Genomic DNA, 26,168 nt, shown 5'->3' on the forward strand with positions numbered 1-26,168 from the left:
GCGCCCCGGCCCCGCGGGGGGGGGGCCCCCCCGGCGGCTCGGGGAGCCCGGGTGCACCGGGCTCTCCTGCGCCCATCAGGTCACCCGCGGTTTCCCGACACGGTCTCGCGGGCGGCGCGGATGGTCTCCTTGAGGGAGCCCATCGTGGCGAGTACGGCGGTCGGCTCGTAACCGCAGTGCGCCATGCAGTTGGCACAGCGGTCGTCCCTGCCCCGGCCGTACTTGTCCCAGTCGGTCTTCTCGACCAGCTCCTTGTACGTGGGGACATACCCGTCGTTCATCAGATAGCAGGGACGCTGCCAGCCGAAGAGCGAGTAGTTGGGAATGGCCCACGCGGTGCAGGGGAAGTCCACCTTGCCTTCCAGGAAGTCCAGGAAGAGCGGCGAGTGGTTCAGACGCCAGCGGCGCCTGTTCCCGCCCGCGAAGGACTTCTTGAAGAGCTCCCGGGTCTGTTCGACCCCCAGGAAGTGCTCCTGGTCCGGGGCCTTCTCATAGGCGTAGGCGGGCGAGATCATCATCTCGTCCACCTCCAGGTCGTCATTGAGGTAGTTGAGCACCTCGATGATGTTCTGAGGGGTGTCGGTGTTGAAGAACGTGGAGTTGGTCGTGACGCGGAAACCGCGCCGCTTCGCCTCCTTGATGGCCTCCACGGCCTCGTCGAACACACCCTCCTTCGCCACCGACTCGTCGTGCCGCTCACGCAGCCCGTCGATGTGCACGGTGAACGCGAAGTAGGGCGACGGCGTGAACTTGTCCATCTTCTTGCGCATCAGCATCGCGTTGGTGCAGAGGAAGACATATTTCTTCTTCGCCACCAGCTGGCGCACGATCTCATGGATCTGCGGGTGCATCAGGGGCTCACCACCCGCGATGGAAACCATCGGAGCACCCGATTCAAGGACGGCCCCCACCGCCTGCGCCACCGGCATGCGCTGCTTGAGCACTCCCGCCGGATGCTGGATCTTCCCGCAGCCCTCGCAGGCGAGGTTGCACGCGAAGAGCGGCTCCAGCTCGACAATCAACGGGAACTTCTCACGCTTGCGGATCTTCTGTTCGAAGAGATACGTCCCGACCCTGATGGTCTGACGGAGCGGCATGGCCATCTAGCTCACCTCCTGGGGAGCAGCAAAGAACGGTGCCATTCATAGAAAGCTGGAAGGACGGCACGGAGTACACGGAAGGCCGATATTCCACCGCGTACCGTCCCGATTCGGACGAGTTCATGTTCTGGAGCGTCCACGACCACTCGTACGGCCGCAACCGGGCGGGGCCCGGTCCGTACGGCGCTCCAGAGCGTCGCCGCGGATTCCATGTCCACGGCGATCGCCCCTGTGGCACGCAGCTCGGCCCTTTCGTGGCCGCGTACAACATGGTCTGACCCGGTCAGCGGACCGGTGTGCACGGTACGCCCGGGCAGGGCAGCGGTGAGCGCCTTCGCGAGCACCTCGGTGCCCGCACAGGCGGTGGCTCCCCTGCTGTCCCTGGTCTCATCAGCGACGATCACATCGCCCGGATGCATCCCGGGCGCGAGACCGGCGCAGAAGCCGGACGCGATCACGGCGGTCTCCCGGGAGGGGATCTCGCCGAGCGTGCGGGTGACGGCGTACGCGGCCGCCTCGGGCCCCATGCCCGTACGGAGTACGGTCACCGGGCCCGGCGCGCCGCCGCGGCCGGCGCCCGTGCGCAGGGCGAAACGCTCGATGCCCAGCGCACACGCGATCAGCAGCGGGACGCCGCCCGGAGCCTCTGCCATCAGCTCCCCTGCCGGGTTACGGCGAAGGGCTCACCGTGGACGTACCGGCCGAGCGCGGTCAGCGGGAAGACCTGCCGGTAGAGGTTGTAGTTGATCGAGAAGTCCCAGGGGAAGCCGGTACCGGTGAAGTACGGCTCGTCCCAGGCGCCGTCCGGGCGCTGGGTCTCGGCGAGCCAGCTGACGCCCCGCTCCACGGCCTTGTTCTCCCGCTCCCCCGCCGCGAGCAGCGCGAGCAGCGCCCAGGCGGTCTGGGAGGGCGTCGAGGCGCCGTGCCCGATCCACTCCTCCTCCTTGTACGAGCGCAGGTCCTCGCCCCAGCCGCCGTCCTCGTTCTGTACGGACTCCAGCCAGGAGACCGCACGGCGGATCGCCGGATGGGAGACGGGCATCCCGGCCGCGGTGAGGGCCGGGACCACCGAGCCGGTGCCGTAGATGTAGTTGACGCCCCAGCGCCCGAACCAGGCGCCGGTCGCCTCCTGTTCGGCGAGCAGCCACTCGATGCCGCGCCGGGTGCGCGGGTCGTGTGTCTTGCCCTCGACGGCGAGCATTTCCACGACGTGGCCGGTGACGTCGGCCGACGGCGGGTCGATGACCTCGCCGAAGTCGCAGAACGGCAGCCGGTTGGGGAACGGACTGGTGTTGTCCGCGTCGAAGGCGGCCCAGCCGCCGTCCTTGGACTGCATGCCGAGGTTCCACCGCACACCGCGCGCGATGGCCCCCTCCAGCCTCGCCCGGTCCGGCATCCGGACCCTGCGCAGCGCGAGGGCGACCTCGGCCGTGTCGTCGATGTCGGGGTAGTTGTCGTTGTGGAACTCGAAGGCCCAGCCGCCGGGGGCGAGTCCCGGGCGGCGCACCGACCAGTCGCCCGGCCGGTCGATCTCCTCGGCGAGCATCCACTCGGCGGCCCTGACGAGCGCCGGGTGGTCGGGGCTGAGCCCCGCGTCGGCCAGCGCGATCGTGGCCAGACAGGTGTCCCACACCGGGGACTGACAGGCCTCGATCATGCGGGCGCCGTCCTCGTGCCAGATGGCGAACCGGTCCAGGGACTCCAGGCCCGCCCGCATGACGGGGTGGTCGATGTCGTAACCGAGCAGATGGAGCGCGATGACCGAGTACACAGCGGGCGGCTGGATGCCGCCCCAGCAGCCGTCGTTCTCCTGCCGCTCGATGATCCACCGGGCCGCCGCGTTCATGGCCACCTTGCGGAGTCTTCGCGGAGCGACCTTGTGGTACAGGTGCAGCGCCTTGTCCAGGTGCTGGAACGCTCCGTCCCAACTGACCAGCGGGGCAGGCCGCTTGGCCGGATTGGGGTCGGCCGGATCGGTGTGCAGCTCGTCCAGCGCGAAGGGGGCCGGGCGGACCGGGCGCTTCGCTGAGACGACGGTCAGCGGCACGATCGTCTGCCGGGCCCAGCAGCCGAAATCGTAGATGTTCAGCGGGAACCACTTGGGCAGGAAAATCATCTCAGGTGGTAGCTCGGGGAGGTCGTCCCATTTCCACCAGCCGAAGAGAGCGAGCCAGATCCTGGTGAACACACGGCTCGCCGCTACACCCCCGTTGGCGCGGATCCAGGCGGACGCCAGCGCCATGTGCGGGGCGTCGGGCTCGTCCCCGGCGAGCCGCAGGGCCACGTACGCCTCGATGGTCGTGGAGAGTTCACCGGGCCCCTTGAAGAAGGTGGCCCAGGTGCCGTCCGCGCGCTGCTCGCCGCGGATGAACTGTCCGGCGGCCCGGGTGGTGCGTTCGTCCTGGATGCCGAGGAACTGCCGCAGCAGCAGGTCCTCGGCATCCATGGTCACGTTTGTTTCCAGGTCGCCCTTCCACCAGCCCTGGGCGTCCTGGGCTCCCAGCAGGAATTCGACCGAGCGCCCTGCGGCCCGCTCGGCGGCTTCACGTACCGGGTGTCCGGCAAGAATCGTTTCAGTAGGTTCAATTGTTTCAGCTGTTCCGGTTGCCGAGGCTGCGCCGGGCTCCATGGCTCCGGGGCTTCCGTCGGTCGTCGCTGTCATGGCTTCCCCTTCGTGCAGTGCTTCCTCTGCTGTGCTGGGGTCTCCGTCGGCCGGTGTCCTGGAACACCGGCCGGCGACCGCGAATTATGTGGCGATGGTGATCATCTCTTCCGTACTACTACGAAGTCGGCGAGCGCGATGAGCTGCGCCCGTACCCTTTCCGGCATCTCGACCCGGTTGAGCGCGTCGATCGCGATCGCGTGCTGCCTGCGGGCCTCCTGCGAGGTCCACTCCCGGCCGCCCGCCTCCTCGATCAGAGCCGCCCGAGCGGCGAACTCCTCCTCGGAGAAGGTGTCGAAGTCACTGCTCTTGGCGTCGGCCGCGAGCAGTTCGCCCAGCCGTTCCGACGCGGGTCCGCCGGCCGCGAGTGCCGCGACGACGGGCAGGGACTTCTTGCGCTGGCGCAGGTCGCTCCAGGTCTGTTTCCCGGTGGCTTCCGGGTCGCCCCAGATACCGAGCAGGTCGTCGACGGCCTGGAACGCCAGGCCGAGGTGGTAGCCGTACGCCTCCAGCGTGTCGGCCGTGCGGTCGTCGGCGCCGCCGAGAACCGCACCGATGGAGACGGCGCAGGCGAGCAGGGCGCCCGTCTTGTTGCCCTCCATCTCCAGGCACTCCTCGACGGTGACCCGTTCGCGGTGCTCGTAGGAGATGTCCTGGGCCTGACCGTCGATCAGTTTCCGGGTGGCGGTGGTCAGCCGGCGCGTCGCACGGCCGGCCTCGGCCGTGCCGAGCTCCAGCAGGATCTCGTTGGCCAGCGCGAAGAGCGCGTCACCGACGAGGATCGCCTGGGCGGGGCCGTGCACCTTCCAGACGGTGTCCCGGTGGCGGCGCTGTTCGTCACCGTCCATCAGGTCGTCGTGCAGCAGCGAGAAGTTGTGCACGAGCTCCACCGCGACGGCGCCGGGGATCCCGGCATCGGCCGTCGCTCCGGCGGCCTCCGCCGAGATCAGGGCGAGCGCGGGGCGTACGGCCTTGCCGCCGTCCCCGTCGGCGGGGCGGCCCTCGGCGTCGATCCAGCCGAAGTGGTAGGCGGCGACCGTGTCCATGGGCGGTGCGAGCCGGTCAACAGCAGCGCGCAGCACCGGTGAGGACAGGGTCCGTCCGCGCTCCAGGAGCGCGACAGTATCGACGGTGTCTGCGGCCGGGGTCACAGGCTCTCCTCTTGTTCCAGTAACAGTGCTCATGCCGCCTCCTGAAGCGGATGGTCGTGGGTACGGCCGAGCGTGGTGAGCACGGTCCCGGCGGCGCTGAGACCGCTGCGCACCGCGCCCTCCATGGTCGCGGGCCAGCCAGTGGCGGTCCACGCCCCGGCCAGGTACAGGCCGGGGATCCTGGTGCGGGTGCCGGGACGCAGCCGTCCGACACCGGGGGCGGGCGCGAAGGTCGCGGTCCGCTCCCGGGTGACGAAGAAGTCCCGCACCCCGGCGCCGCGCGCCGCGGGCAGCAGCCTTTCCAGCTCCGGGAGATAGCGCTCTCTGAGCACGGAGACCGGCTGGTCGATGTCGTCGTCGGCGACCGACTGGGAGAGCGCCAGGTACTGCCCGCCGCCCTGGAGTCCCGAGGAGTCCGTACGGTCGAAGACCCACTGGACGGGGGTGCCGAGCGCGGCGAAGAAGGGGCGGCGGAGCACTTTGCGGTCGTACACGACATGGACGTTGAGGATCGGCGACGTACCGATCCCAAGCAGTCTCTCCGGTGCGTCGAGCGCCCCTTCGGGGAGCAGCGCGTGGGCCTCGCGGTGCGGTACGGCGAGTACCACGGCGTCGGCCTCCAGCGTCTCTCCGTCCGTCTCGACCCGCCAGCCGCCGTCCGCTTCGCGGGTGATCCCGGCGACTCTGGCGCGCAGCCGGGTGCGCACGCCCGCCGCGTCGAGTGCCTCGCGGGCGAGCCTGTCGTGCAGTTCGCCGAGCGGGACCCGGGCCCAGCCGATGTCGGCGGCGCCCGCTTCGGAGAGCAGCCCGGTCTTGAAGACCATCGCGGCGAGAGCCAGCGAGGCGTTCGGCGCGGTGGCGTTGAGCGTCGCGACACCCACCAGGTCCCAGAGCGCCTCGATGGTGCGGCCCGACTGCCCGTGCAGCCGCAGCCAGCTCCCGAAGTCGGTGTCGTCCAGGGCGGGATCGGCGAGATCGAGCCCCTTGAGCGCGAGCGCGGCGCGCCCGACGCTCGCCCGCTCGGCGAGCGAGAGGTGCGGATAGGTCGCGAGGCTCCTGGCGAGGTGCAGCGGCACGGGCAGCCCGCTGCGGCGCAGCCTGCCGAGGCGCGGCCCGCCCGCGGGCGCGATGTCGAGCACCGGCACGTCGAGCCGGTCCTGCAACGGGGCGAGGGCGGCGCCGCCGACCCGGTCGAGGAACCAGCGGTACGCGGTGCAGCAGCGGAGGTACACATGCTGGCCGTTGTCCACGGTCAGTGCGCCGCGCTGGAAGGAGAAGGCGAGACCTCCCAGCCGCGGGCGGCCTTCGAGCAGCGTCACGTGTACGCCCGCGTCGGCGAGTTCGAGTGCGGCGGTGGTGCCGGCCAGTCCTCCGCCGACCACGACGGCACGCGCCTGCCGCGCAGCGTCGGCTGTCATACGTCCCCCTCCCCGCCCCGGCCGTCCGGGTGCGGAGGGCAGGTCGTCGGATTCAGGGACGCGTGATCTTCCCGGGAGGTTGAGTGCCGCTCGGCCGCCTGTGACGGAGCGGGTCTGTCGAGGGGCATCAGGTGCGCCTCCGGGCGCTCTGACGTGTGATGTTGCGGGTGTCGAGACCGGAGAGACCACGGACCGCGACATACGCCTTCTCCCGGCCGGGCAGCGAGACACGGCCGCGCAGGACCGCCTCGGGGTCGCGCTCGATCCGGTCCAGAAGGCGCCGGTAGATGCCCGCCATCGCGGCGACGCAGGCCCCGCTGCGGCGGTCGAGGAAGGGCAGCAGCCGGTATCCCTTGGCGAACAGGGCGCGGGCGCGGCGGACCTCGTAGTGCACCAGGCCCGCGAAGTCGGATCCGGCGGGCGGCGTCGCGCTGTGAAACCCTTCCGAGCAGCCGAACTTGGCGAGGTCTTCGGCGGGCAGATAGGTGCGGCCGTTGCCCGCGTCCTCCCGGACGTCCCGCAGGATGTTGGTGAGCTGCAGCGCGAGGCCGAGCGTGTCGGCGTACTGCGAGGCCCGGCCGGCCGCGGCCGTGCTCGCCGCGTTGCCGAAGATGCCGAGCGAGAGCCGCCCGATGGCGCCCGCGACGCAACGGCAGTAGACCTCCAGGTCGTCCCAGGTCTCATAGGTCTCGCCGCGTACGTCCATCAGTACGCCGTCGATGAGTTCGTCGAGTCCGCCGAGCGGGATCGGGAACCGGCGTGCCGCGTCGGTCAGGGCCACCGCGACCGGGTCGGTGTCGTCCTCGTCGACGGCTCCTGCACGGATCCGCCCCAGGAGTTCACGGGTCGACTCCAGCCGCTCCCGCTTGACGTCGGGTGCCAGCTCCCCGTCGCCGATGTCGTCCACGCGCCGCGAGAAGGCGTACAGCGCGGACATGGCCTGCCGCTTGTCGGCGGGCAGCAGCCTGATGCCGTACGCGAAATTCCGCGCCTGCTGTCCTGTGACGGCCTCGCAGTACGTGTACGCGGCCATCACGGGCCCCGAAACCGGTGTCTGTCCCTCCACGGTCCGGCTCACCCCTCTCTACGCGTTCCTCGCAAGACGGCTCCCATTTCGCGCAACAGGCCGAGCTTGGTGGGCTTGGGCGGTCCGGGAAGCACGTCGAATCCGGCAGCGGAGACCGCGTGGAGAGCGGCACTTCCGCCGGCCACGAACCCGGCGAGCAGCAGCTTGAGCCTGCCATGGACGCTACCCACCAGCGGGGCGCCTTCATCCAGCAGTTCCCTGGCGCGCTCGGCTTCGTAGGCGATGAGCGCACGCACCGAGGCGCCGGCGCTCGGGACGGCCAGATCCGCCTCCTGGACGTGAAACTCCTTCATGTCCCGGGCGGGAAGGTAGATACGGTCGCGGCCGAGGTCCTCGGCGACGTCCTGGAGGTGCTCGGCGATCTGCAGTGCCGTGCAGACGGCGTCGGAGCGCCGGATGCGCTCGGGGCTCGCCGTGCCCGTGATCTGCAGGACGAGACGGCCGACCGGATTGGCCGAGAGCTCGCAGTAGGCGAGCAGGTCCTCGTAGGTCTCGTAGCGCCGGACCGTCTGGTCCTGGCGGTTGGCCGCGATCAGCCCGAGGAAGGGCTCGGGGGTGAGGGCGCAGCGGCGGACGGTCGGCCGGAGCGTGCGGAGGATGGGGTGGCGCGGCTGCTCGCCCGGTCCGGCGAAGACCCGCCGGAGGTCAGCCTCGAACGCGTCGAGCAGCGCGAGGCGGTCGTCGGAGCGTACGGGGTCGAGACCCAGGAGCCGGGCCTCGGTCGCCGGCGACGCGAGGTCTCCGTCGCCGATGTCGTCGACGAGCCGGGCGAAGCCGTAGACCGCCATCAGGTCGTCGCGCCAGGCGCGCGGCAGGAAGAACGGTGCTACCGGGAAGTTCTCTCCGGAAGCCTTGTCCAGCGTGGTGCGAGCATGGCTGTCGGTGCCCGCGTCCCGAGCGCCCGTCACCGCATGCTGCCAGGCGCGGGAACGGCGGAACCATCGCGGAGCTGGGACACGTCCGTTGCCATTGCCGTCACATCTCCCGTTCTACACTGCTGACTCAATACAACCCATTTCGGACACGCCGCGCAGACCGTCAGGCAAGGCGACGCCGGGTTGGCGACGCAGGGTTGTGGCCCCGCTTGCCGTGAATCAGCACCGGTACAGCTTACGTTGTACAACGACTGGCACGTCAGCGGGGTGCAGCGCGCATTACAAGAACACTTCAATCCGCCGCAACCTTCCCCGCAGGCACAGTACTTGACGATCACTTGACTCGCCGGAAGCTCTGTACGGCGGTCCGGCGATGGCCTGAACACCTCGCTCCTACCGGCGTGTCGGGGTGTTGCCGAGGGGCGGGCGACACCATGCGAGCGGCCCCCGCCGGAGATTCCGGGCGGGGGCCGCTCGTGCAGCGGAGGGTTCGGACTCGGCCGTTACCTGCCGGTGCCCTTCACTTGCCGGCCTTCTTCACTTGCCGGTCTCCTTCTCGTACGCCTTGACGACCTCTTCGGTCGGGCCGTCCATCAGCAGTTCGCCCTTCTCCAGCCAGAGCACGCGGTCGCAGGTGTCCCTGATCGACTTGTTGCTGTGGCTGACGAGGAAGACCGTGCCGGCCTCCTTGCGCAGCTCGCGGATGCGCTCCTCGGAACGGATCTGGAACTTGCGGTCACCGGTGGCCAGCGCCTCGTCGATCATCAGGACATCGTGGTTCTTGGCCGCCGCGATGGAGAACCTCAGCCTCGCCGCCATACCGGACGAGTACGTCCGCATCGGCAGCGTGATGAAGTCGCCCTTCTCGTTGATGCCGGAGAAGTCGACGATGCCCTGGTACCGCTCGCGGATCTCCTCGCGCGACATCCCCATGGCCAGACCGCCGAGAATGACATTGCGCTCGCCGGTCAGGTCGTTCATCAGCGCGGCGTTGACACCCAGCAGGGACGGCTGGCCATCGGTGTAGACCTTGCCGCTCTCCGTCGGGAGCAGTCCGGCGATGGCCCGCAGCAGGGTCGACTTGCCCGAACCGTTGGAGCCGATGAGGCCGATGGCCTCGCCGCGGTAGGCCGTGAAGGTCACTCCGCGTACGGCGTGCACCTTGCGGACACCGCGGGCCGCGCTGCGGTCCTTGCCGACGATCCGGCTGAGCGCCGCGGTGGCCGCGCCCTTGCCGCCGCCACCGGCGTTGACGCGGTACACGATGTGCACGTCGTCCGCGATGACCGTGGGGATGCGCGCTTGAATGGTTTCCTCAGCCACGGCCGTACCGCTCCTCAGCCTTCCAGAAGTACACGAAGCCCACGAGGCCCAGCAGCACCGCCCAGGCGGCCGCGGCCGCCCAGACGTGCGGGGGCAGGTTCTCGGAGCCGTAGCCGTCGATCATGGCGAACCGGACCAGGTCCATGTAGACGGTGGCCGGATTCCACTGGAGGACATGGGCGATCCACGGCGGCTTGCCCCTGAGCATGACCGTGATGGAGAACATCACGCCCGATGTGTACATCCAGGTACGCATGATGAACGGCATCAGCTGGGCGAGGTCCGGCGTCTTGCTCCCGAGCCTGGCCATGATCAGCGCGAGACCCGTGTTGAACACGAACTGCATCGCGAGGATGGGGATGACCAGGAGCCAGGACAGCGAGGGATAGCTGTGGAAGCAGACCGCGATCACGACCAGCACGATCATCGAGTACAGCAGCTGCTGGAGCTGCTGCAGCGCGAAGGACACGGGCAGCGAGGCCCGCGGGAAGTGCAGCGCCCGCACCAGGCCGAGGTTGCCCGAGATCGCCCGGACACCGGCCATCACCGAGCTCTGCGTGAAGGTGAAGACGAAGACGCCGGTCACCAGGAAGGGGATGAAGACGTCGTGCGGCAGCCCCCTCTTGGTGTTGAGGAGCAGGCCGAAGATGAAGTAGTAGACGGCCGCGTTGAGCAGCGGGGTCGCCACCTGCCACACCTGGCCCAGCTTGGCCTGGCTGTACTGGGCTGACAGCTTCGCGGAAGAGAAGGCCAGGATGAAGTGGCGCCGTCCCCAGATCTGCCGGACGTACTCCATGAGTCCGGGCCGGGCACCGCTCACCGACAGGCCGTACTTCCCGGCCAGCTCGGCCGAGGACAGACCGTCGTCGGGAGACGGGCGGTCGCTCAGCGCGACCGCACCGTCATGGGTTGTGTCACTCACAAGTTGAAACTTTCGTGTTCAAGATGCGCTGCCGGATCGGGACCGGCTCGGATGCCGGGTCCCGAAGTACGTCCGATGCTCTCGGAGAGCTTCCTCCCAGAGAGCTTCTCAGATCACGGGAGGCCGGCCCAGTCGGGTCAGCCGCCAGACCGTACGCCATTTCATCGGTCGGCGTGGTCCGCAGGGTGTCGTCCAGCCCTCCCGGAAGCCGCCGAACCACGCCTTGAGCGCGGCCCCCGAGGGGCGGCGGACCAGCGTGAGCAGCATCCACACCCCCAGGTAGACCGGCACCAGCGGTGCGGGGAGATTCCGGCGGGCCAGCCAGACCCGGTTACGGGCCACCATCCGGTGGTAGACCGCGTGCCGGGACGGGGCCGTGGTGGGGTGGTGCAGCACCATGTCGGACCGGTAGTCGATCATCCAGCCGGCGTCGAGCGCCCGCCACGCCAGGTCGGTCTCCTCGTGCGCGTAGAAGAACTCGCCGGGGAGCGGTCCCGCGTCGGCGATGACCCTGGACCGTACGGCGTTGGCCCCGCCGAGGAAGGTCGTGACCCGCGAGGAGTGCATGGGGTCGGACGCACGCAGCCGCGGGACGTGGCGGCGCTGGGTGACCCCGGTGTCGGGGTCGGCGATCCGGAAGCTGATGATGCCCAGCTCGGGGTCGGCGGCGAAGGCCGCGCGGCACAGCTCTGCGGTGTCGGTGCGGGGCAGCAGACCGTCGTCGTCGAGGAAGAGCAGGATGTCGACGTCGGAGCCGGCCGGGCCGAATGCCTCGATGCCGACGTTGCGGCCGCCGGGGATGCCCAGGTTCTCGGGCAGCTCCACCGTCCGTACGCCGTCGGGGACGTCCGGGACGGGCGCGCCGTTGCCGACCACGACCACCTCGACCGGCTCGCCGTCCTGTTTCGCGACGGAGTCGAGCAGGTCGCGCAGCTCGTCGGGGCGGTTGCCCATCGTGATGATGACCGCGCCGACCTTCGCGGGGCCGCCCGCGCCGGGGGCCGTCACTTGAGCCTGCTCGAAGCGAGGATGGACACGAGGTGGAGCAGGGACTGCAGGAGCGCGATACCGGCCAGCACGGCGACGCCGAGCCGGGAGAAGAACAGGTCGCCCCTGATCTGGTCGACGATCGCCAGGACCAGGATCAGCAGGGACGCCTCGATCCCGAGGACGAGCCGGTGGAACTTGAGCGCCCCGGCGGCCCGGCGGGCCAGCGCCATACCGGAGGAGCGCGGCTCGGACGCGGTCTCCTTGACGGGCGGCAGCCCCTGCTGGTGGCGGGCGACGCCGACGAGGTCGGTCTCGGACTTGATCAGGACGGCGCCGAGTGCGGCCAGCGTCCCGAGGAAGGCCCACAGCCAGTCGATCCGGCCGGTGCCCCAGAGGTCCGCCGCGCGCAGCCCGAAGCCGACGAGGACCGCGGCGTCGCAGACGTAGGCGGCAACCCGGTCCACGTAGACGCCGACCATCGAGTACTGCTTCTTCCAGCGGGCGACCTCGCCGTCGACGCAGTCGATGAGCAGGTAGAGCTGGACCATCACCACACCGAGCACGGCGCCCCAGACGCCCGGCACCAGGAGGGCCGGGGCGGCGAGGGCCGCGGCGACCGTCATCACATAGGTCAGCTGGTTGGGCGTGATCCGCGTGTTCACCAGGTGCCGGTCCACGCGCAGCGAGACCTCGCGCATGTAGAGCCGGCCGCCCCAGTGCTCGCCGCTCCGCCGGTCCTTGACCCCCGGGGGGTGAACGACCGGGCGGAGTTCAGCTACCGATGGTTTTTGCATAGTCGGCGTAAGCGTCCTTGATCTGGTCTGCGGACAGGTTGAGGTGTTCGAGGATGGTGAAGCGCCCGGGGCGGGTCTGCGGGGCGTACTGGACGGCCTGGACGAACTCGTCCACGCTGAAGCCCAGCTCGCCGGGGAGTACGGGCAGCCCGTGCCGGCGCAGCACATCGGCGAAGAGCGCGGACTCGTCGGCCGCCCCCCGCAGATGCATCGCGAAGGCCGCACCGAGCCCGACCTGCTCCCCGTGGCTGCCGGCCCGCCGGGGGAAGAGCAGGTCGAAGGCGTGGCAGATCTCGTGGCAGGCGCCGGACGAGGGCCTGGTGTCGCCGCTGATCGAGATCGCGATGCCGGAGAGTACGAGCCCCTCGGCGAGCACCATCAGGAACTCGTCGTCGCCGACCCCGCCGGGGTGGCGCAGGACCGCCTCGCCCGCGGTGCGGGCCATGGCCGCGGCGAGCCCGTCGACCGCTTCGCCGTTGACCTTGTGGGACAGCTCCCAGTCGGCGATGGCGGAGATGTTGGAGATCGCGTCGCCGACGCCGGAGCGGATGAAGCGCGGCGGGGCGTCCCGGATCACATCGAGGTCGACGACGATCGCGATGGGGGTCGGGACGCCGTACGAGCCGCGCCCGTTGTCGTTGTCCAGGGTGGACACCGGCGAGCAGATGCCGTCGTGCGAGAGGTTCGTCGCGACGGCGACCATCGGGAGGCCCACCCGGGCCGCCGCGTACTTGGTCACGTCGATGATCTTGCCGCCGCCGAGACCGACGACCGCGTCGTACCGCTTGCCCTTGATGCCGTCCGCCAGCCGCACCGCGGAGTCGATGGTGCCGTCGGCGACGGAGTACCAGTCGGCGCCGGGCAGCACCGGGGCGAGCTTCTCCCGCAGCGCCTGGCCCGAACCGGCGCTGACGGCCAGGGCGAGCTTGCCGGAGGCCGAGATCCGCTGGTCGGCGAGGAGCCCCGCCAGGTCGTCGAGGGCGCCACTGCTGATGTCGACGACGACAGGGGACGGGATGAGCCTCGTCAGTACTGGCACGCGATGCCACGGCCCTTCGCGAGGTCGTCGTGGTTGTCGATCTCCACCCAGGCGACGTCCCCTATGGGCGCCACGTCGATACGGAAGCCGCGGTTCACCAGCTCCTGGTAGCCGTCCTCGTAGTAGAGGTCCGGGTCGCGCTCGAAGGTGACCTTGAGCGCGTCCGCGAGCTCCTCGGCCGCCTCGGGCTCGATGAGGGTGACTCCGATGTACTCACCGGTCGCCGTCGCGGGGTCCATCAGCTTGGTGATCCGGGCCACCGCGCCGGTCTCGTCCGTGATCACCTTCATCTCCTCGTCGGCGAGGTGCTTCACCGCGTCGAGGGCGAGGACGATCCGCCGGCCGTCGCCCCGTGCGGCGAGGAGCGTCTTCTCCACGGAGACCGGGTGCACGGTGTCGCCGTTGGCGAGGATCACACCCTGCTTGAGCACCTCACGGGCGCACCAGAGGGAGTAGGCGTTGTTCCACTCCTCGGCCTTGTCGTTGTCGATGAGCGTGATGGTGACGCCGTACTTGGCCTCGAACTCCGCGCGGCGTGCGTACACCGCCTCCTTGCGGTAGCCGACCACGACCGCGACCTCGGTGAGCCCGACCTCGGCGAAGTTGCTGAGCGCGATGTCGAGAACGGTGGTCGGCTCGCCCTCCCCCTCGGGGCCGACGGGCACGAGGGCCTTGGGCAGCGTGTCGGTGTAGGGACGCAGACGCCTGCCTGCGCCGGCCGCCAGTACGAGGCCGATCATGCGGGTTCTCCTTCGTCATGTACAGCGGGTGCGCCGGAGGACACCCAGAAGCGGATGCTCTCCGCGAGCACCACGACCGCCACGGCCACGGCGCACACGGTGAGCGCGACGGCGAAGCTGTCCCCGGTGGTGTGGCGTGTCGTCAGTACGGCGGCGAGCACCGCCACCACCAGGGTCCGGCCGTCGTGGCCGCCGATCGTGCGCACCAGCCAACGGGGCGGCGCGCCGGTGCCGCCCTTGATGCGGTACACCGTGTCGTAGTGATGGTAGGCGACGGCCGCCACCAGACCGAAGGCCGCGGGCAGCGCCTCGTGGACGCCGGAGCGGGCCGCGAGCACGAGGATCGTGACGTATTCGGCCGCCCGGAAGACCGGGGGCACCAGCCAGTCCAGCGCGCCCTTGAGCGGGCGCGAGACGGCCGTCCCGGAGAGTACGCAGTACACGGCGGCGGCCACGGCCGGCCACCAGCTGCCGACCGGCGCGAAGAGCGAGACGCCCACCACGAGCGCACCCCCCACGCACGCGATCACCGGCAGGGCACCGCGCGGCCCCTTGAGGAACCGGGCGAAGAGCTGGGCGAGCGGGCCCGAGTCGGCGAGGTCGGCCAGTGCCTGGGCGGCGCGGTCGGTGCGGGTGGCCCGGCGGGTCAGCGAGCGCAGGATCCGGCCGGCCGTGGTGTAGCAGGCGGCCAGGGCGCAGCCGATGAGCAGCGCGTAGAAGACGATGCGGGGGGTGGTCACCGCGGTGAGCACGGCGATCATCGCCCAGCGTTCACCGATCGGGAGCACGATCATGCGGCGCACCCAGACCGTCCAGCCGACGCTGTCGAGCTTGTCGGAGAGGGCGGCGGTGGGGCTGGTGTTGGCGGTCGCGTCGTGGTTGGCCTCGTTGAAGGAGAAGTCCACGACATGGCGGCAGGTCTGGAGGACCATCGCGCCGAGCGCCAGCGCCCAGATGTCGTCCCCGTTGCGGGCCGCGCCCAGCGCGAGTCCCGCGTAGTAGGCGTACTCCTTGGCGCGGTCGAAGGTGGCGTCGAGCCAGGCGCCGAGCGTCGAGTACTGGAGCGAGTACCGGGCGAGCTGGCCGTCCGTGCAGTCCAGCACGAAGGAGCAGATCAGCAGGATACCGGCGGCGATGTAACCGCCGCGGGTGCCGGTGGCGGCGCAGGCCGCCGCTATGAGCGCGGTGATCAGCGAGGCGGTGGTGACCTGGTTCGGGGTCAGCCCGCGGCGGGCGCACCAGCGGGCGATGTACCGCGAGTAGGGGCTGATGCAGTACGTCGTGAAGAAGCCGTCCCGGGACTTCACCGCCGTACGCAGCCGTACGGCCTCGTCGTCCACGGCGGCGACGGCGGCCCTGGCCTCGTGGCGGCTCTGCGGGTCCTGCGGGACCGAGGCGACCAGGGACCCCAGCTCGGGCCGCTGTACCGGGGTTCCGGCGGTGTCCAGTGCCGCGGCCAGGGTGTCGGGGCCCGGCCGGGTGCTCGCCAGTACGCGGTTGAGCGCGGGCCGGGCCTGCGGCTGGACGGTGAGCGCCCCGGGGACGGCGGCCGCGGCGAAGCGCGGGTCGGTCAGGGCCAGGCGGAGCGAGTGGAGGTGGCCGACGAAGCGGGTGTCGACGACCGCGACGCGCTCGTCGGCGGGTGCGGCGGCGAGCAGCTTCGCTGTCTCTGCCGCGTCGGCTGCGGTGCGTACGTCGAAGCCCAGCGACCGCAGATCGCCCTCCAGCGACGATCCGGGTACCGGCACACCGGCGAGGATGGCGGTCGACAGACGAACTCACTCCTTGGAGCTGGCGTGGCACACGCGGAGACGGCCCGCTCCCGGCAGGGGCGGGCGGCATGTCGGCAGAGGCTATCGGATGGACGGAAGCAGGAGTTCACGGCCCGTTTACGTCCCGATTAGGCCCCGGTCCCGGTGGGCACGGCCCCGGGCCGCCTGCCGCGGTCATCATGATCGATCCATGCCCCGCCCCACAAACCGCGCCCCCCCTGGCCGTCCGGCAGAGACGGCGCCGGGGCGGCCGGCCGGGGTCTATAGGGTGGCCGGTATGACGTGGCTGATCACAGGTGGTGCGGGGTACATCGGGGCGCATGTGGCGCGGGCGATGGTGGCGGCCGGTGAGCGGGTGGTCGTCCTGGACGACCTGTCGAGCGGGCTCGCCGAGCGGCTTCCGGACGGGGTCCGGCTGGTGCGTGGCTCGGTCCTCGACCGGGGGCTCCTGGACGCGACCCTCACCGCCGACGGGATCTCCGGTGTGGTGCATCTCGCGGGCAGGAAGCAGGTCGGGGAGTCCGTCGAGCACCCGCTGAGCTACTACCGGGAGAACGTGCACGGTCTGACCGTGGTGCTTGAGGCCGCGGTCGCGGCCGGGGTGCGACGCTTCCTGTTCTCGTCGTCGGCCGCCGTCTACGGCGTTCCCGGCACGGAGCTGATCACCGAGTCGACGCCCTGTGCGCCGATCAATCCGTACGGGGAGACGAAGCTGGCCGGCGAGTGGCTGGTCCGGGCGGCGGGCCGGGCGCACGGCATCTCGACGGCCTGCCTGCGCTACTTCAACGTGGCCGGTGCGGCGGCGCCCGCGCTGGCCGACATCGGGGTGCACAACGTCATCCCGATGTTCTTCGACCGGCTGACCCGCGGGGAGCAGCCGCGGATCTTCGGTGACGACTACGCCACCCCCGACGGCACCTGTATCCGTGACTACATCCATGTCGCCGATCTCGCCGACGCTCATCTCGCGGTGGCCGCCAGGCTGGACGCCGACGGCGGCGCGGGGGACCTGACGCTCAATGTCGGGCGCGGGGTGGGCGTATCGGTGCGGGAGCTGGCCGACCTCGTCGCCTCGGTCACCGGGATGCCGATGTCGCCGGTGGTCGAGGAGCGCCGCCCCGGTGACGCGGCCACGGCCGTGGCATCGGGTGAACTGATCCACCGGGAGCTCGGCTGGACGGCGGGGCGCGGGGTGCGCGAGATGGTCGAGTCGGCGTGGGACGGCTGGTGCCTGCGACACCCCGAGGCCGCAGCGCCAGAAGACGCCGCAACACCCCGACGCACGCCGTAAATGATCTCGTGTCCTGCTCCAACCTGCCATGATTTCCGCAGGTCAGAGCAGCTGACACGGGAGGCGCTCGCATGGGGGCTGGGCACGCACACGGGCATACACACCCGCACACACACGGCGGGCCGCCGCAGTCCGGGACCGCGGGCGCCGCGCACCGGGCCCGGCTGCGCATCGCGCTCACCATCACCCTGGCCGTGATGGCGGTGGAGATCGCGGGCGGGCTGCTGGCCGACTCGCTGGCGCTGCTCGCGGACGCCACCCATATGGCGACGGACGCGCTCGGGCTGGCGCTGGCGCTGCTGGCGATCCACTTCGCCAACCGCCCGGCCGGTGAGAACCGCACCTTCGGTTACGCACGGGCGGAGATCCTGGCCGCGCTCGCCAACTGCCTCCTGCTGCTGGGCGTGGGCGGCTATGTGCTGTACGAGGCGATCCAGCGGTTCATCACGCCGGCCGACACGGCGGGCGGCCGGACCATCGTCTTCGGTCTCATCGGTCTGGTGGCCAACATGGTCTCGCTCTCCGTTCTCGTCCGGGGGCAGCGGGAGAGCATCAACGTCCGCGGTGCCTATCTGGAGGTGATGGCCGACGCGCTGGGCTCGGTCGCCGTGCTGGTCTCGGCCACCGTGATCCTCACGACGGGCTGGCAGGCCGCGGACCCCGTGGCCTCGATCGTCATCGGCCTCATGATCGTCCCGCGTACGGTCAAGCTGCTGCGCGAGACGCTCGACGTACTGCTGGAGGCCGCCCCGAAGAACGTCGACATGGGCGAGGTGCGGGCCCACATCCTGGCCCTTCCCGGGGTGGCCGGAGTCCACGACCTGCATGCGTGGACGATCACCTCGGGGATGCCGGTCCTCTCCGCACATGTGGTGGTCAGCCCCGACGCCCTGGACACGATCGGGCACGAGAAGATGCTCCATGACCTGCAGGGCTGCCTCGGCACGCACTTCGATGTCGCGCACTGCACCTTCCAGCTGGAGCCGGGCGGCCACGCGGCGCACGAGGCGAAGCTCTGCCACTGAGCGGGTCCGTACGGGGGCGCGAGGGCCGGGGGAGGCGGCGGGCACCCCGCTGCTGCTCACCGCCGGTGCGACCGCGGTCGCCGGCCCGCTCGCCCGGGGCCGGTTTCCCGGCGGGCGGCGAATTCTGATATTCCGGTCGGTGGCCCTGCCGCACTGTGCGGCGGGGCCACCGACACGTCTCGCCCTCCGAAGTACGGACAAGCCGCTTTTGTACGGCAGACTGAGGAGCCGGTGACGCCCGATGCGAAGGATGGTTATGTCGAACGGCGCAGCAGAAGCGATCATGCTCGAACTGGTCGATGAGAGCGGCAGGACCATCGGAACAGCGGAGAAGCTCGCCGCACACCAGGCACCCGGCCAGCTGCACCGGGCCTTCTCGGTCTTCCTCTTCGACGGTGCGGGACGGCTGCTGATCCAGCGTCGGGCGCTCGGCAAGTACCACTCCCCCGGTGTGTGGTCCAACACCTGCTGCGGGCACCCTTATCCGGGTGAGTCCCCCTTCGCGGCTGCGGCCCGCCGCACCTACGAGGAGTTGGGGATCTCACCGGCGCTGCTCGCCGAGGCGGGCACGGTCCGTTACAACCACCCGGACCCCGACTCGGGCCTGGTGGAGCAGGAGTTCAACCATCTGTTCGTCGGACTCGCCCAGGCGGAACTGCGGCCGGACCCCGACGAGGTGGACGACACGGCGTTCGTCACCGCCGCCGAACTGACCGAGCGGCACGCGTCCGCGCGGTTCTCGTCCTGGTTCATGACGGTGCTCGACGCGGCCCGCCCCGCGGTCAGAGAGCTGACGGGGCCGGACGCGGGCTGGTGACGACGGGGGCGAGCGGCAGTGCGGACCAGACGACCTTGCCGCCGCTCGCCGTCTGTTCGACCCCGCAGGTCCCGCCGGCCTCCGCGGTGATCTCCCGTACGAGCATCAGCCCCCGGCCGCCGGTCTGCCCCTGGTCCGCGTCCAGCGCCCTGGGCCGGTAGGGGTGGTTGTCCTCGACCGATACCCGGATCCAGGAGGCTCCGACAGCGACCTCCACGGCCACCTCCGGGGAGAGCAGCGCGGCATGGCGTACGGCGTTGGTGACCAGCTCGGAGACGATCAGCAGCAGCCCCTGGACGGTGTCACGGCCGACCGGGACCTGCTGGCGCGTCAGGAGATCGCGTACGGCGTGCCGGGCCTGCGGTACGGAGATGTCGACCGCCGGCGCGGTGAACCGCCAGACGCCTTCGTAGGGCAGGGAGCCGGCGACCGCCGGGTCGGGCGGGCTGTTGCTCCCGCGGCTCTCCATATCCCGGCTCCCGCCCTCGCGCTCGATGGTGACCACGCAATGAGTGTTGGGAATGAGCCGGTCCACCCCGAGCAGCTGAACAGAAGTCAGCACTAATCGGCGCTAATCGACGGAGTGCGACCGGCCTTGTTGTTGACGCGACCGATTCTGGACCTTTGTTGACGTCTGTGGTCGTGTAAGTGACTTGGGCGACAAAGCGACACGGGTACCGCCCGCAGCCCTCCGTCCGCCGAAGGGCCTGCGGGCGGTACGGCTCCGCCTGGCCCGGCCGGATAGCATCCGGCTCATGGAGCCGCAGCTGCAGCACAGTGTCGCCGACGGGGTCGCCACCGTCGTGATCAGCAATCCCGCCAAGCGCAATGCCATGACGGCGGCGATGTGGCGGGCCCTGCCGGTGCTGCTCGACCGGCTGGCGGACGACGTGGCAGTCCGCGTCCTGGTCCTGACCGGAGCCGGGGGCACCTTCTGCGCCGGGGCCGACATAGCGACACTGCGGGACCCGCGCGAGGACGCCCAGAGGCTCGCGGTCCGGGCTGAGGAGGCCCTCGCCGCCTTCCCCAAACCGACTCTCGCCGCCGTGCGCGGCCACTGCGTGGGCGGCGGCTGCCAGCTGGCGGCCGCCTGCGATCTGCGGTTCGCCGAGGAGGGGGCGCTGTTCGGGGTGACTCCCGCGAAGCTCGGGATCGTCTACCCGGCGGCGTCCACCGCACGGCTGGTGTCCCTGGTGGGTCCGGCGACCGCCAAGTACCTTCTGTTCTCAGCCGAGTTGATCGGTACGGACCACGCACTGCGGGCCGGTCTCCTCGACGAGGTGGCGCCCGTCGACCTGCTCGGCCCGCGGGTGGCGGAGTTCGCCCGGGTGCTGGTGTCACGGTCGCAGCTGACACAGACGGCCGCCAAGGAGTTCGCCGCGGGCCGGGAGGACCGGGGGGCGTACTGGCGGGCGACGGCGCGGGACTCCGGCGATCCGGCGGAGGGCGTGGCCGCCTTCCTGGAACGCCGGGAGCCCCGCTTCACCTGGACCCCCCGCCCGGCAGCCGTTCCGCGGGGCGCTACCGGAGGATGAAGCGGCTCCGCCCGCGCAGCTCCGCGACCAGATCGGCCGGGGCCTTCAGCGGTGAGCCCGCGTCGTACGGCGGCTGCGGGTCGTACTCGGTGCCCAGCTGGACCGCCTGCGCATGGCGGTCCCCGGCGATCCGGCCGACCAGGGCGAGCCCCATGTCGATACCGGAGGAGACTCCGGCCGCGGTGATGAACTTGCCGTCGGTGACGACCCGTTCGCTAGTCGGCACCGCACCGAAGGCGGTCAGGGCGTCCAGCGCGAGCCAGTGACTGGTGGCGCGCCGGCCGCTGAGCAGACCCGCGGCTGCCAGCAGCAGGGATCCCGTACAGACGGAGGTCGTCCAGGTGCTGGCCGCGTCGGCCGCGCGCAGCCAGCCGAGCAGCCGCTCGTTCTCCATCTGGGCGGTCTGTCCCGGCCCGCCCGGCACCACGACGACATCGGGGCGCGGCACGTCGTCGAGCGTCCGCTCCGCGACCAGGGCGAGGCTTCCGCTGTCGTTGTGCACGGCTCCGGTCCGCTCGGCGACGAAGACGGTCTCGGCGTCCGGGATGCGGCAGAGCATTTCGTACGGCCCGACCGCGTCCAGCGCGGTGAAGCGGTCGAAGAGGGCGATCGCGATCTGCATGGTGTGCCTTTCAGACGGGTGGCGCCGGGGTGGCCCGGGGTGCGGTCGGCGGGGTCGTGGAACGAGGGGTGGCGGGCGCGTGAAAGCGTCGGCGGTACTCGGCCGGGGCGGTGGCCACCGATTTCAGGAAGGCGCGCCGCATGGCCTCGGGTGTGCCGTAGCCGCAGGCGCGGGAGATCTCCGCGACCGAGTCCGCGGTGTCCTCCAGGAGCCGCCTGGCGTGTTCCAGCCGGACTCGCCCGACGTACTGGCCCGGCGTCGTTCCGGTCTCCGCGCGGAAGGCGCGGGCGAAGTGGCGCGGCGAGAGCCGGGCGCGGGCCGCGAGGGACTCGACCGACAGATCACCGCCGGGGTGCTCGCTGATCCACTGCTGGACCTCGCGCAGCGGGTCGCGTTGGGCGGTCTGGGCGGCCAGCTGGACGCTGAACTGCGCCTGGTTGCCCGGACGGCGGAGGAAGACGACGAGATGGCGGGCGACGGTCAGCGCGGTGTCCCGGCCCAGGTCCTCCTCGACCAGCGCGAGGGCCAGATCGATTCCGGCGGTGACCCCGGCTGATGTGGCGAACTTCCCGTCCCGTACGAAGATCGGCTCGGGGTCGACATCGACGGCCGGATAGGTACGCGCCAGATGATCGCAGACCGACCAGTGCGTGGTGATGCGGTGTCCGTCCAGCAGACCGGTCCTGGCGAGCAGCAGCGCACCGGTGCACACCGAGACGACGCGCTCGGCGCGGGGCGCGTGTTCGCGCAGCCAGTCGATCAGCCGGGGGTCGGGGGCGCGGGTGCCCTGGCCGCCGGGGACCAGCAGGGTGTGCGGGTCCCCGGAATCGGCCAGCGTTCCGTCCGGTACGAGAGTGAGGCCGCCGGAGGTGCGGACGGGGGCGCCGTCGAGCGAGGCGGTACGCAGGGTGTACGCGTCCCGGTCGATACGGCCGGCGCCCGCGAAGACCTCCAGGGGGCCGGTCACATCGAGGCTCTGCACACCGTCGAAGAGGACGATCAGCAACGGTCTCTGCGGCATGGCGTCCATCCTTGGCGCAGGGGGCGGTGTCCGCAATGACGAAACTCCCACCTTTCCTGCCATGCCCCGGCCGTCCCGGGCCCGCTGCCCCGCCCGGCACGGTGCCGCGGCCCTCGCCCTCCCGGACCCGCTGCCCTCGCCCTGCCGGGACTCGCCGCCCTGCCCCTCGCCCCTTCCCGGTTCCGGGCTCCCGGCTCCCGGCTCCCGGCTCCCGGCTCCCGGCTCCCGGCTCCCGGCTCCCGGCTCCCGGCTCCCGGCTCCCGGCTCCCGGCTCCCGGCTCCCGAGCGGATCCTCCCCCGTACGGCCCGGAGACCCGGCCGCCCTTCCTCCCGTACCGACCAGTCGGTAACATTCCGGCCATGACCTCGCTCCAGCCGCGCGCCGGCCGTCGCTGCCACAACTCCGTCAACCCGCTACACTCGACGCTCTACTTCTCCCCCGATCTCACCGAACAGCTCGCCGCGGCCGGGATCGACGACCCTGCCGCCGCCTACTTCGCCGCGCGCGGTGCGGCGATGGGGGCTGTCGGGCCCGGCACCATCGCGGCCACGTTCTACAACTTCAACCCCGCACTGATCGCCCGGCACGTCCCCGCCGTGTGGGAGAAGGCCGATCCGTGGACCGTGCTCGACGCCCGGCTGCGCGCCGCCGACGCCACGCTGCGGCGGCTGCTCGGCGAGGAGGCAGTCGCGTCGGAGCCGATGGCCGAGGCGGCCCGGCTCGCGCTGCGCGCCGCCGAGGCGTGCACCCGGCACGCCCGCCCGCTCTACGCGGCCCACGCAGATCTGCCGGTCCCCGACGAGCCCCACCTCGCGTTCTGGCACGCGGCGACCCTGCTGCGCGAGCACCGCGGCGACGGCCACCTCGCCGTACTGCTCACCGCAGGGCTCGACCCGCTGGAGGCGCTGGTGAGCCACACGGCGACCGGCAAGGGCATGGCGCCCCGGTGGATCCTCACCACCCGCGGCTGGCACCGGAGCGACTGGGACGCGGCGGTCGAGCGGCTGCGTGGGCGCGGGCTGCTGGACGCGGAGGGCGCACTCACCGAAGCGGGCACCCAGCTGCGCCAGGACGTCGAGTCGGAGACCGACCGCCTCGATCTCGCACCGTACGAACACCTGGGCGCCGAGGGCGTGGAGCGGCTGACCGAGCTGGCGCGCGGCTTCCTCGCCACCGCGGTGGCGGCCGGCGCCTTCCCCTCCGGTATCAGCTGAAGCGGCCGGGGCGGGCGTCGTCCCCGCTCTGTCGGCGCCGCCTGCCACAATGCTGATGCACTGTTTCCCCGCGTGGCGGCGGCCCGGCTCCCACCGGCGGTCCGTTCGCCCCGCGGGGTCCGGGGACCGCTCCGGAAGAATGCGGCAAGCTCAGCGAGAAGGCGGTACGGGATCGTGACCACGACCACCCCAGTTTCCATCGAAAGCAGGATCGCGGAGGAGCTCGGCGTCAGGGAACGGCAGGTGAAGGCCGCCGTCGAGCTGCTCGACGGCGGCTCGACCGTGCCGTTCATCGCGCGCTACCGCAAGGAAGCGACCGAGATGCTCGACGACGCGCAGCTGCGCGCTCTTGAGGAGCGGCTGCGCTATCTGCGGGAGCTGGAGGAGCGGCGGACGGCAGTTCTGGAGTCCGTACGGGAGCAGGGCAAGCTGGACGAAGCGCTGGAGGCGCAGATCAGGGCCGCCGAGACCAAGGCGCGGCTGGAGGACATCTATCTGCCCTTCAAGCCGAAGCGCAGGACCAAGGCCCAGATCGCGCGGGAGGCGGGGCTCGAACCGCTCGCCGACGGTCTGCTGGCCGACCCCTCGGTGGAACCGCTCACGGCAGCGGCGGCGTTCGCCGGCGCGGACAAGGGCGTCGCCGATCCGGCCGCCGCACTCGAAGGCGCACGCGCCATCCTCACCGAGCGGTTCGGCGAGGACGCCGACCTCATCGGCGAGCTGCGGGAGCGGATGTGGACCCGGGGGCGGCTGACGGCGAAGGTGCGGGAGGGCAAGGAGGAGCAGGGCGCCAAGTTCGCCGACTACTTCGAGTTCGCCGAGCCGTTCACCGCGCTGCCCTCGCACCGGGTGCTGGCGATGCTGCGGGGCGAGAAGGAGGACGTGCTCGATCTGGTCCTGGAGCCGGAGGAGCCGTCGGACGCCGCGGGGCCCTCGGCGTACGAGTCGATGATCGCCCGGCGGTTCGGCGTGGCCGACCGCGGCAGGCCGGGCGACAAGTGGCTTGCCGAGACGGTGCGCTGGTCCTGGCGCACCCGGGTCCTGGTCCATCTGGGGATCGACCTGCGGCTGCGGCTGCGGACGGCCGCCGAGGACGAAGCGGTCAAGGTCTTCGCGTCCAACCTGCGCGATCTGCTGCTGGCCGCACCGGCCGGGACCCGCGCCACCCTCGGGCTCGACCCCGGCTTCCGTACCGGGGTGAAGGTGGCCGTCGTCGACGCGACCGGCAAGGTCGTGGCCACCGATGTGATCCACCCCCATGTCCCGGCCAACCGGTGGGACGAGGCGCTGGCGAAGCTGGCCCGGCTGGCGAAGGAGCACGCGGTCGAGCTGATCGCGATCGGCAACGGCACCGCGTCCCGTGAGACGGACAAGCTCGCCGGTGAACTGTGCGCCAAGCACCCGGAGTTGAAGCTGACCAAGGTGATGGTCTCCGAGGCGGGCGCCTCCGTCTACTCGGCGTCCGCCTTCGCCTCGCAGGAACTGCCCGATATGGATGTGACGCTGCGGGGCGCGGTCTCCATCGCCCGCAGGCTCCAGGACCCGCTCGCCGAGCTGGTCAAGATCGACCCCAAGTCGATCGGCGTCGGTCAGTATCAGCACGACCTCGCCGAGGTGAAGCTCTCGCGCTCGCTGGACGCGGTCGTCGAGGACTGTGTGAACGGTGTCGGTGTGGACGTCAACACCGCGTCGGCCCCGCTGCTCTCCCGGGTCTCCGGGATCGGTTCGGGGCTCGCCGAGAACATCGTGGCGCACCGAGACACCAACGGCCCCTTCCGGTCGCGCAAGGCCCTCAAGGACGTGGCGCGACTGGGTCCCAAGGCGTACGAGCAGTGCGCGGGCTTCCTCCGCATCCGGGACGGTGACGATCCGCTGGACGCGTCGAGCGTGCACCCGGAGGCGTATCCGGTGGTGCGGACGATGGCCAGGAAGGCGGGCGGCGGAACGCTCGTCGGGAACGCGGCGCTGCTGCGCTCGCTGGACCCGGCCGAGTTCGTGAACGACACCTTCGGGCTGCCCACCGTGACCGACATCCTGCGCGAGCTGGAGAAGCCGGGACGCGACCCGCGGCCCGCGTTCAAGACGGCCACCTTCAAGGAGGGCGTCGAGAAGCTGGGCGATCTGACGGCCGGGATGGTCCTGGAGGGTGTGGTCACCAATGTCGCCGCGTTCGGCGCGTTCGTGGACATCGGGGTCCACCAGGACGGTCTTGTCCATGTCTCCGCGCTCTCCAGGACGTTCGTCAAGGACCCGCGTGACGTGGTGAAGCCGGGTGACATCGTCAAGGTGAAGGTGATGGACGTCGACATCCCGCGCAAGCGGATCTCGCTCTCCCTGCGGCTCGACGACGAGCCGGGGGCCAAGCAGGGCGGCGGCAGCAGGGAGCGCCAGGACCGGGGCCGGCGGGCGCAGGACGGACAGGCAGGCCAGGGCGGACAGGGCGGCCAGGGCGGTCGCCCTCCGCAGCAGCGGCAGGGCGGCGGGGGCCGGCGCGGTGGCGGTAGTGGTGGTGGCCGTGGGTCGTCGGCTCCGGCACCGGCCAACAGTGCGATGGCGGACGCCCTGCGCCGGGCCGGACTGGCGGACCCCGGTCAGGGCAAGGGGCGCGGCTCGGGGCGCGGCTGATCCGGCCGGGGCTGCGGCCCTGATGACCTGACGCACCCGCCGGGGGGGGGGGGGCGCGCGCCCGGCCCCGGGGGGGGGGCGGGTTGGGGGCCGCCCGGGGGCGAGCCGAGCCCCACCGCGCGCGCCCACAGCACGCCCCACCCC

At 71.1% G+C, this 26,168-nt stretch carries 23 protein-coding genes; 6 read left to right on the top strand and 17 right to left on the bottom strand.

The window, feature by feature from the left end; all coding sequences use genetic code 11:
- Positions 1–80 precede the first annotated feature (80 nt).
- From hpnH to ACFXBC_RS20805, 14 genes are all read right to left on the bottom strand, one after another.
- Positions 81–1,103 (bottom strand): adenosyl-hopene transferase HpnH, encoded by a 1,023-nt coding sequence (gene hpnH, locus ACFXBC_RS20740; protein WP_385026171.1) that lies wholly within the window; start codon positions 1,101–1,103, stop codon positions 81–83.
- 5 nt (positions 1,104–1,108) lie between these two features.
- Positions 1,109–1,753, bottom strand: a complete 645-nt coding sequence (locus ACFXBC_RS20745; protein ID WP_385026174.1) for a 1-hydroxy-2-methyl-2-butenyl 4-diphosphate reductase — start codon at positions 1,751–1,753, stop codon at positions 1,109–1,111.
- Complete coding sequence (gene shc, locus ACFXBC_RS20750; RefSeq protein ID WP_385026177.1) at positions 1,753–3,762, bottom strand: squalene--hopene cyclase; 2,010 nt, start codon at positions 3,760–3,762, stop codon at positions 1,753–1,755. Before shc ends, ACFXBC_RS20745 begins: the two co-directional genes overlap by 1 nt.
- A 101-nt stretch (positions 3,763–3,863) precedes the next feature.
- A complete protein-coding gene (locus ACFXBC_RS20755; RefSeq protein ID WP_385026180.1) occupies positions 3,864–4,946 on the bottom strand; it encodes a polyprenyl synthetase family protein in 1,083 nt (360 codons plus the stop codon).
- Positions 4,943–6,331: a hydroxysqualene dehydroxylase HpnE gene (gene hpnE, locus ACFXBC_RS20760; RefSeq protein ID WP_385026183.1), complete on the bottom strand. Its 1,389-nt coding sequence runs from the start codon at positions 6,329–6,331 to the stop codon at positions 4,943–4,945. Before hpnE ends, ACFXBC_RS20755 begins: the two co-directional genes overlap by 4 nt.
- Before the next feature lie 127 nt (positions 6,332–6,458).
- Positions 6,459–7,409, bottom strand: coding sequence for a presqualene diphosphate synthase HpnD (hpnD, locus tag ACFXBC_RS20765; protein WP_385026186.1), 951 nt, complete (start codon positions 7,407–7,409; stop codon positions 6,459–6,461).
- Positions 7,406–8,326: a squalene synthase HpnC gene (gene hpnC, locus ACFXBC_RS20770; protein ID WP_385026189.1), complete on the bottom strand. Its 921-nt coding sequence runs from the start codon at positions 8,324–8,326 to the stop codon at positions 7,406–7,408. Before hpnC ends, hpnD begins: the two co-directional genes overlap by 4 nt.
- A gap of 504 nt (positions 8,327–8,830) precedes the next feature.
- The gene (locus ACFXBC_RS20775; protein ID WP_385026192.1) at positions 8,831–9,616 is read right to left on the bottom strand and encodes an ABC transporter ATP-binding protein; all 786 of its coding nucleotides are present in this window, start codon (positions 9,614–9,616) and stop codon (positions 8,831–8,833) included.
- Positions 9,609–10,538: an ABC transporter permease gene (locus ACFXBC_RS20780; RefSeq protein WP_385026195.1), complete on the bottom strand. Its 930-nt coding sequence runs from the start codon at positions 10,536–10,538 to the stop codon at positions 9,609–9,611. Before ACFXBC_RS20780 ends, ACFXBC_RS20775 begins: the two co-directional genes overlap by 8 nt.
- A 108-nt stretch (positions 10,539–10,646) precedes the next feature.
- Entirely contained in the window at positions 10,647–11,492 is an 846-nt protein-coding gene (locus ACFXBC_RS20785) for a glycosyltransferase family 2 protein (RefSeq protein ID WP_385026282.1), read from the bottom strand.
- Between the two features lie 50 nt (positions 11,493–11,542).
- On the bottom strand, positions 11,543–12,322 hold the full coding sequence (locus tag ACFXBC_RS20790; RefSeq protein ID WP_385026198.1) for a CDP-alcohol phosphatidyltransferase family protein: 780 nt from the start codon (positions 12,320–12,322) through the stop codon (positions 11,543–11,545).
- A complete protein-coding gene (locus tag ACFXBC_RS20795) occupies positions 12,300–13,361 on the bottom strand; it encodes an iron-containing alcohol dehydrogenase family protein (RefSeq protein ID WP_385026201.1) in 1,062 nt (353 codons plus the stop codon). The genes ACFXBC_RS20790 and ACFXBC_RS20795 overlap by 23 nt, the downstream gene beginning before the upstream one ends.
- A complete protein-coding gene (locus tag ACFXBC_RS20800; protein ID WP_385026204.1) occupies positions 13,349–14,101 on the bottom strand; it encodes a sugar phosphate nucleotidyltransferase in 753 nt (250 codons plus the stop codon). The genes ACFXBC_RS20795 and ACFXBC_RS20800 overlap by 13 nt, the downstream gene beginning before the upstream one ends.
- A complete protein-coding gene (locus ACFXBC_RS20805; protein WP_385026285.1) occupies positions 14,098–15,873 on the bottom strand; it encodes a DUF5941 domain-containing protein in 1,776 nt (591 codons plus the stop codon). Before ACFXBC_RS20805 ends, ACFXBC_RS20800 begins: the two co-directional genes overlap by 4 nt.
- Positions 15,874–16,150: 277 nt before the next feature.
- Here ACFXBC_RS20805 and galE point away from each other — a divergent pair, with 277 nt between their 5' ends.
- The 3 genes from galE to idi all read left to right on the top strand — a co-directional run bounded on the left by galE (position 16,151) and on the right by idi (position 19,006).
- A complete protein-coding gene (gene galE, locus ACFXBC_RS20810) occupies positions 16,151–17,164 on the top strand; it encodes a UDP-glucose 4-epimerase GalE (RefSeq protein WP_385026207.1) in 1,014 nt (337 codons plus the stop codon).
- Between the two features lie 71 nt (positions 17,165–17,235).
- On the top strand, positions 17,236–18,189 hold the full coding sequence (locus tag ACFXBC_RS20815) for a cation diffusion facilitator family transporter (protein WP_385026210.1): 954 nt from the start codon (positions 17,236–17,238) through the stop codon (positions 18,187–18,189).
- Between the two features lie 241 nt (positions 18,190–18,430).
- Complete coding sequence (idi, locus tag ACFXBC_RS20820) at positions 18,431–19,006, top strand: isopentenyl-diphosphate Delta-isomerase (RefSeq protein ID WP_385026213.1); 576 nt, start codon at positions 18,431–18,433, stop codon at positions 19,004–19,006.
- Here the strand turns inward: idi and ACFXBC_RS20825 are convergent.
- The gene (locus ACFXBC_RS20825; RefSeq protein WP_385026288.1) at positions 18,972–19,475 is read right to left on the bottom strand and encodes an ATP-binding protein; all 504 of its coding nucleotides are present in this window, start codon (positions 19,473–19,475) and stop codon (positions 18,972–18,974) included. The two genes, idi and ACFXBC_RS20825, sit on opposite strands and share 35 nt — an antisense overlap.
- A 286-nt stretch (positions 19,476–19,761) precedes the next feature.
- Between ACFXBC_RS20825 and ACFXBC_RS20830 the strand changes: the two genes are divergently transcribed.
- Positions 19,762–20,541 carry an enoyl-CoA hydratase/isomerase family protein gene (locus tag ACFXBC_RS20830; RefSeq protein WP_385026216.1) on the top strand — a complete coding sequence of 260 codons (780 nt, stop codon included), beginning with the start codon at positions 19,762–19,764 and terminating at the stop codon, positions 20,539–20,541.
- Here ACFXBC_RS20830 and ACFXBC_RS20835 read toward each other — a convergent pair.
- Both ACFXBC_RS20835 and ACFXBC_RS20840 read right to left on the bottom strand, forming a co-directional pair.
- Positions 20,528–21,163 (bottom strand): DJ-1/PfpI family protein, encoded by a 636-nt coding sequence (locus ACFXBC_RS20835; RefSeq protein ID WP_385026219.1) that lies wholly within the window; start codon positions 21,161–21,163, stop codon positions 20,528–20,530. The genes ACFXBC_RS20830 and ACFXBC_RS20835 overlap by 14 nt on opposite strands.
- A 10-nt stretch (positions 21,164–21,173) precedes the next feature.
- On the bottom strand, positions 21,174–22,184 hold the full coding sequence (locus ACFXBC_RS20840) for a GlxA family transcriptional regulator (protein WP_385026222.1): 1,011 nt from the start codon (positions 22,182–22,184) through the stop codon (positions 21,174–21,176).
- A gap of 360 nt (positions 22,185–22,544) precedes the next feature.
- Here ACFXBC_RS20840 and ACFXBC_RS20845 point away from each other — a divergent pair, with 360 nt between their 5' ends.
- Both ACFXBC_RS20845 and ACFXBC_RS20850 read left to right on the top strand, forming a co-directional pair.
- Positions 22,545–23,399 carry a hypothetical protein gene (locus tag ACFXBC_RS20845; protein ID WP_385026225.1) on the top strand — a complete coding sequence of 285 codons (855 nt, stop codon included), beginning with the start codon at positions 22,545–22,547 and terminating at the stop codon, positions 23,397–23,399.
- A 174-nt stretch (positions 23,400–23,573) separates the two neighbouring features.
- Positions 23,574–26,024, top strand: coding sequence for a Tex family protein (locus ACFXBC_RS20850; protein ID WP_385026228.1), 2,451 nt, complete (start codon positions 23,574–23,576; stop codon positions 26,022–26,024).
- Positions 26,025–26,168: the final 144 nt, after the last annotated feature.

Source organism: Streptomyces sp. NPDC059398, assembly GCF_042751845.1.
Classification (GTDB): domain Bacteria; phylum Actinomycetota; class Actinomycetes; order Streptomycetales; family Streptomycetaceae; genus Streptomyces.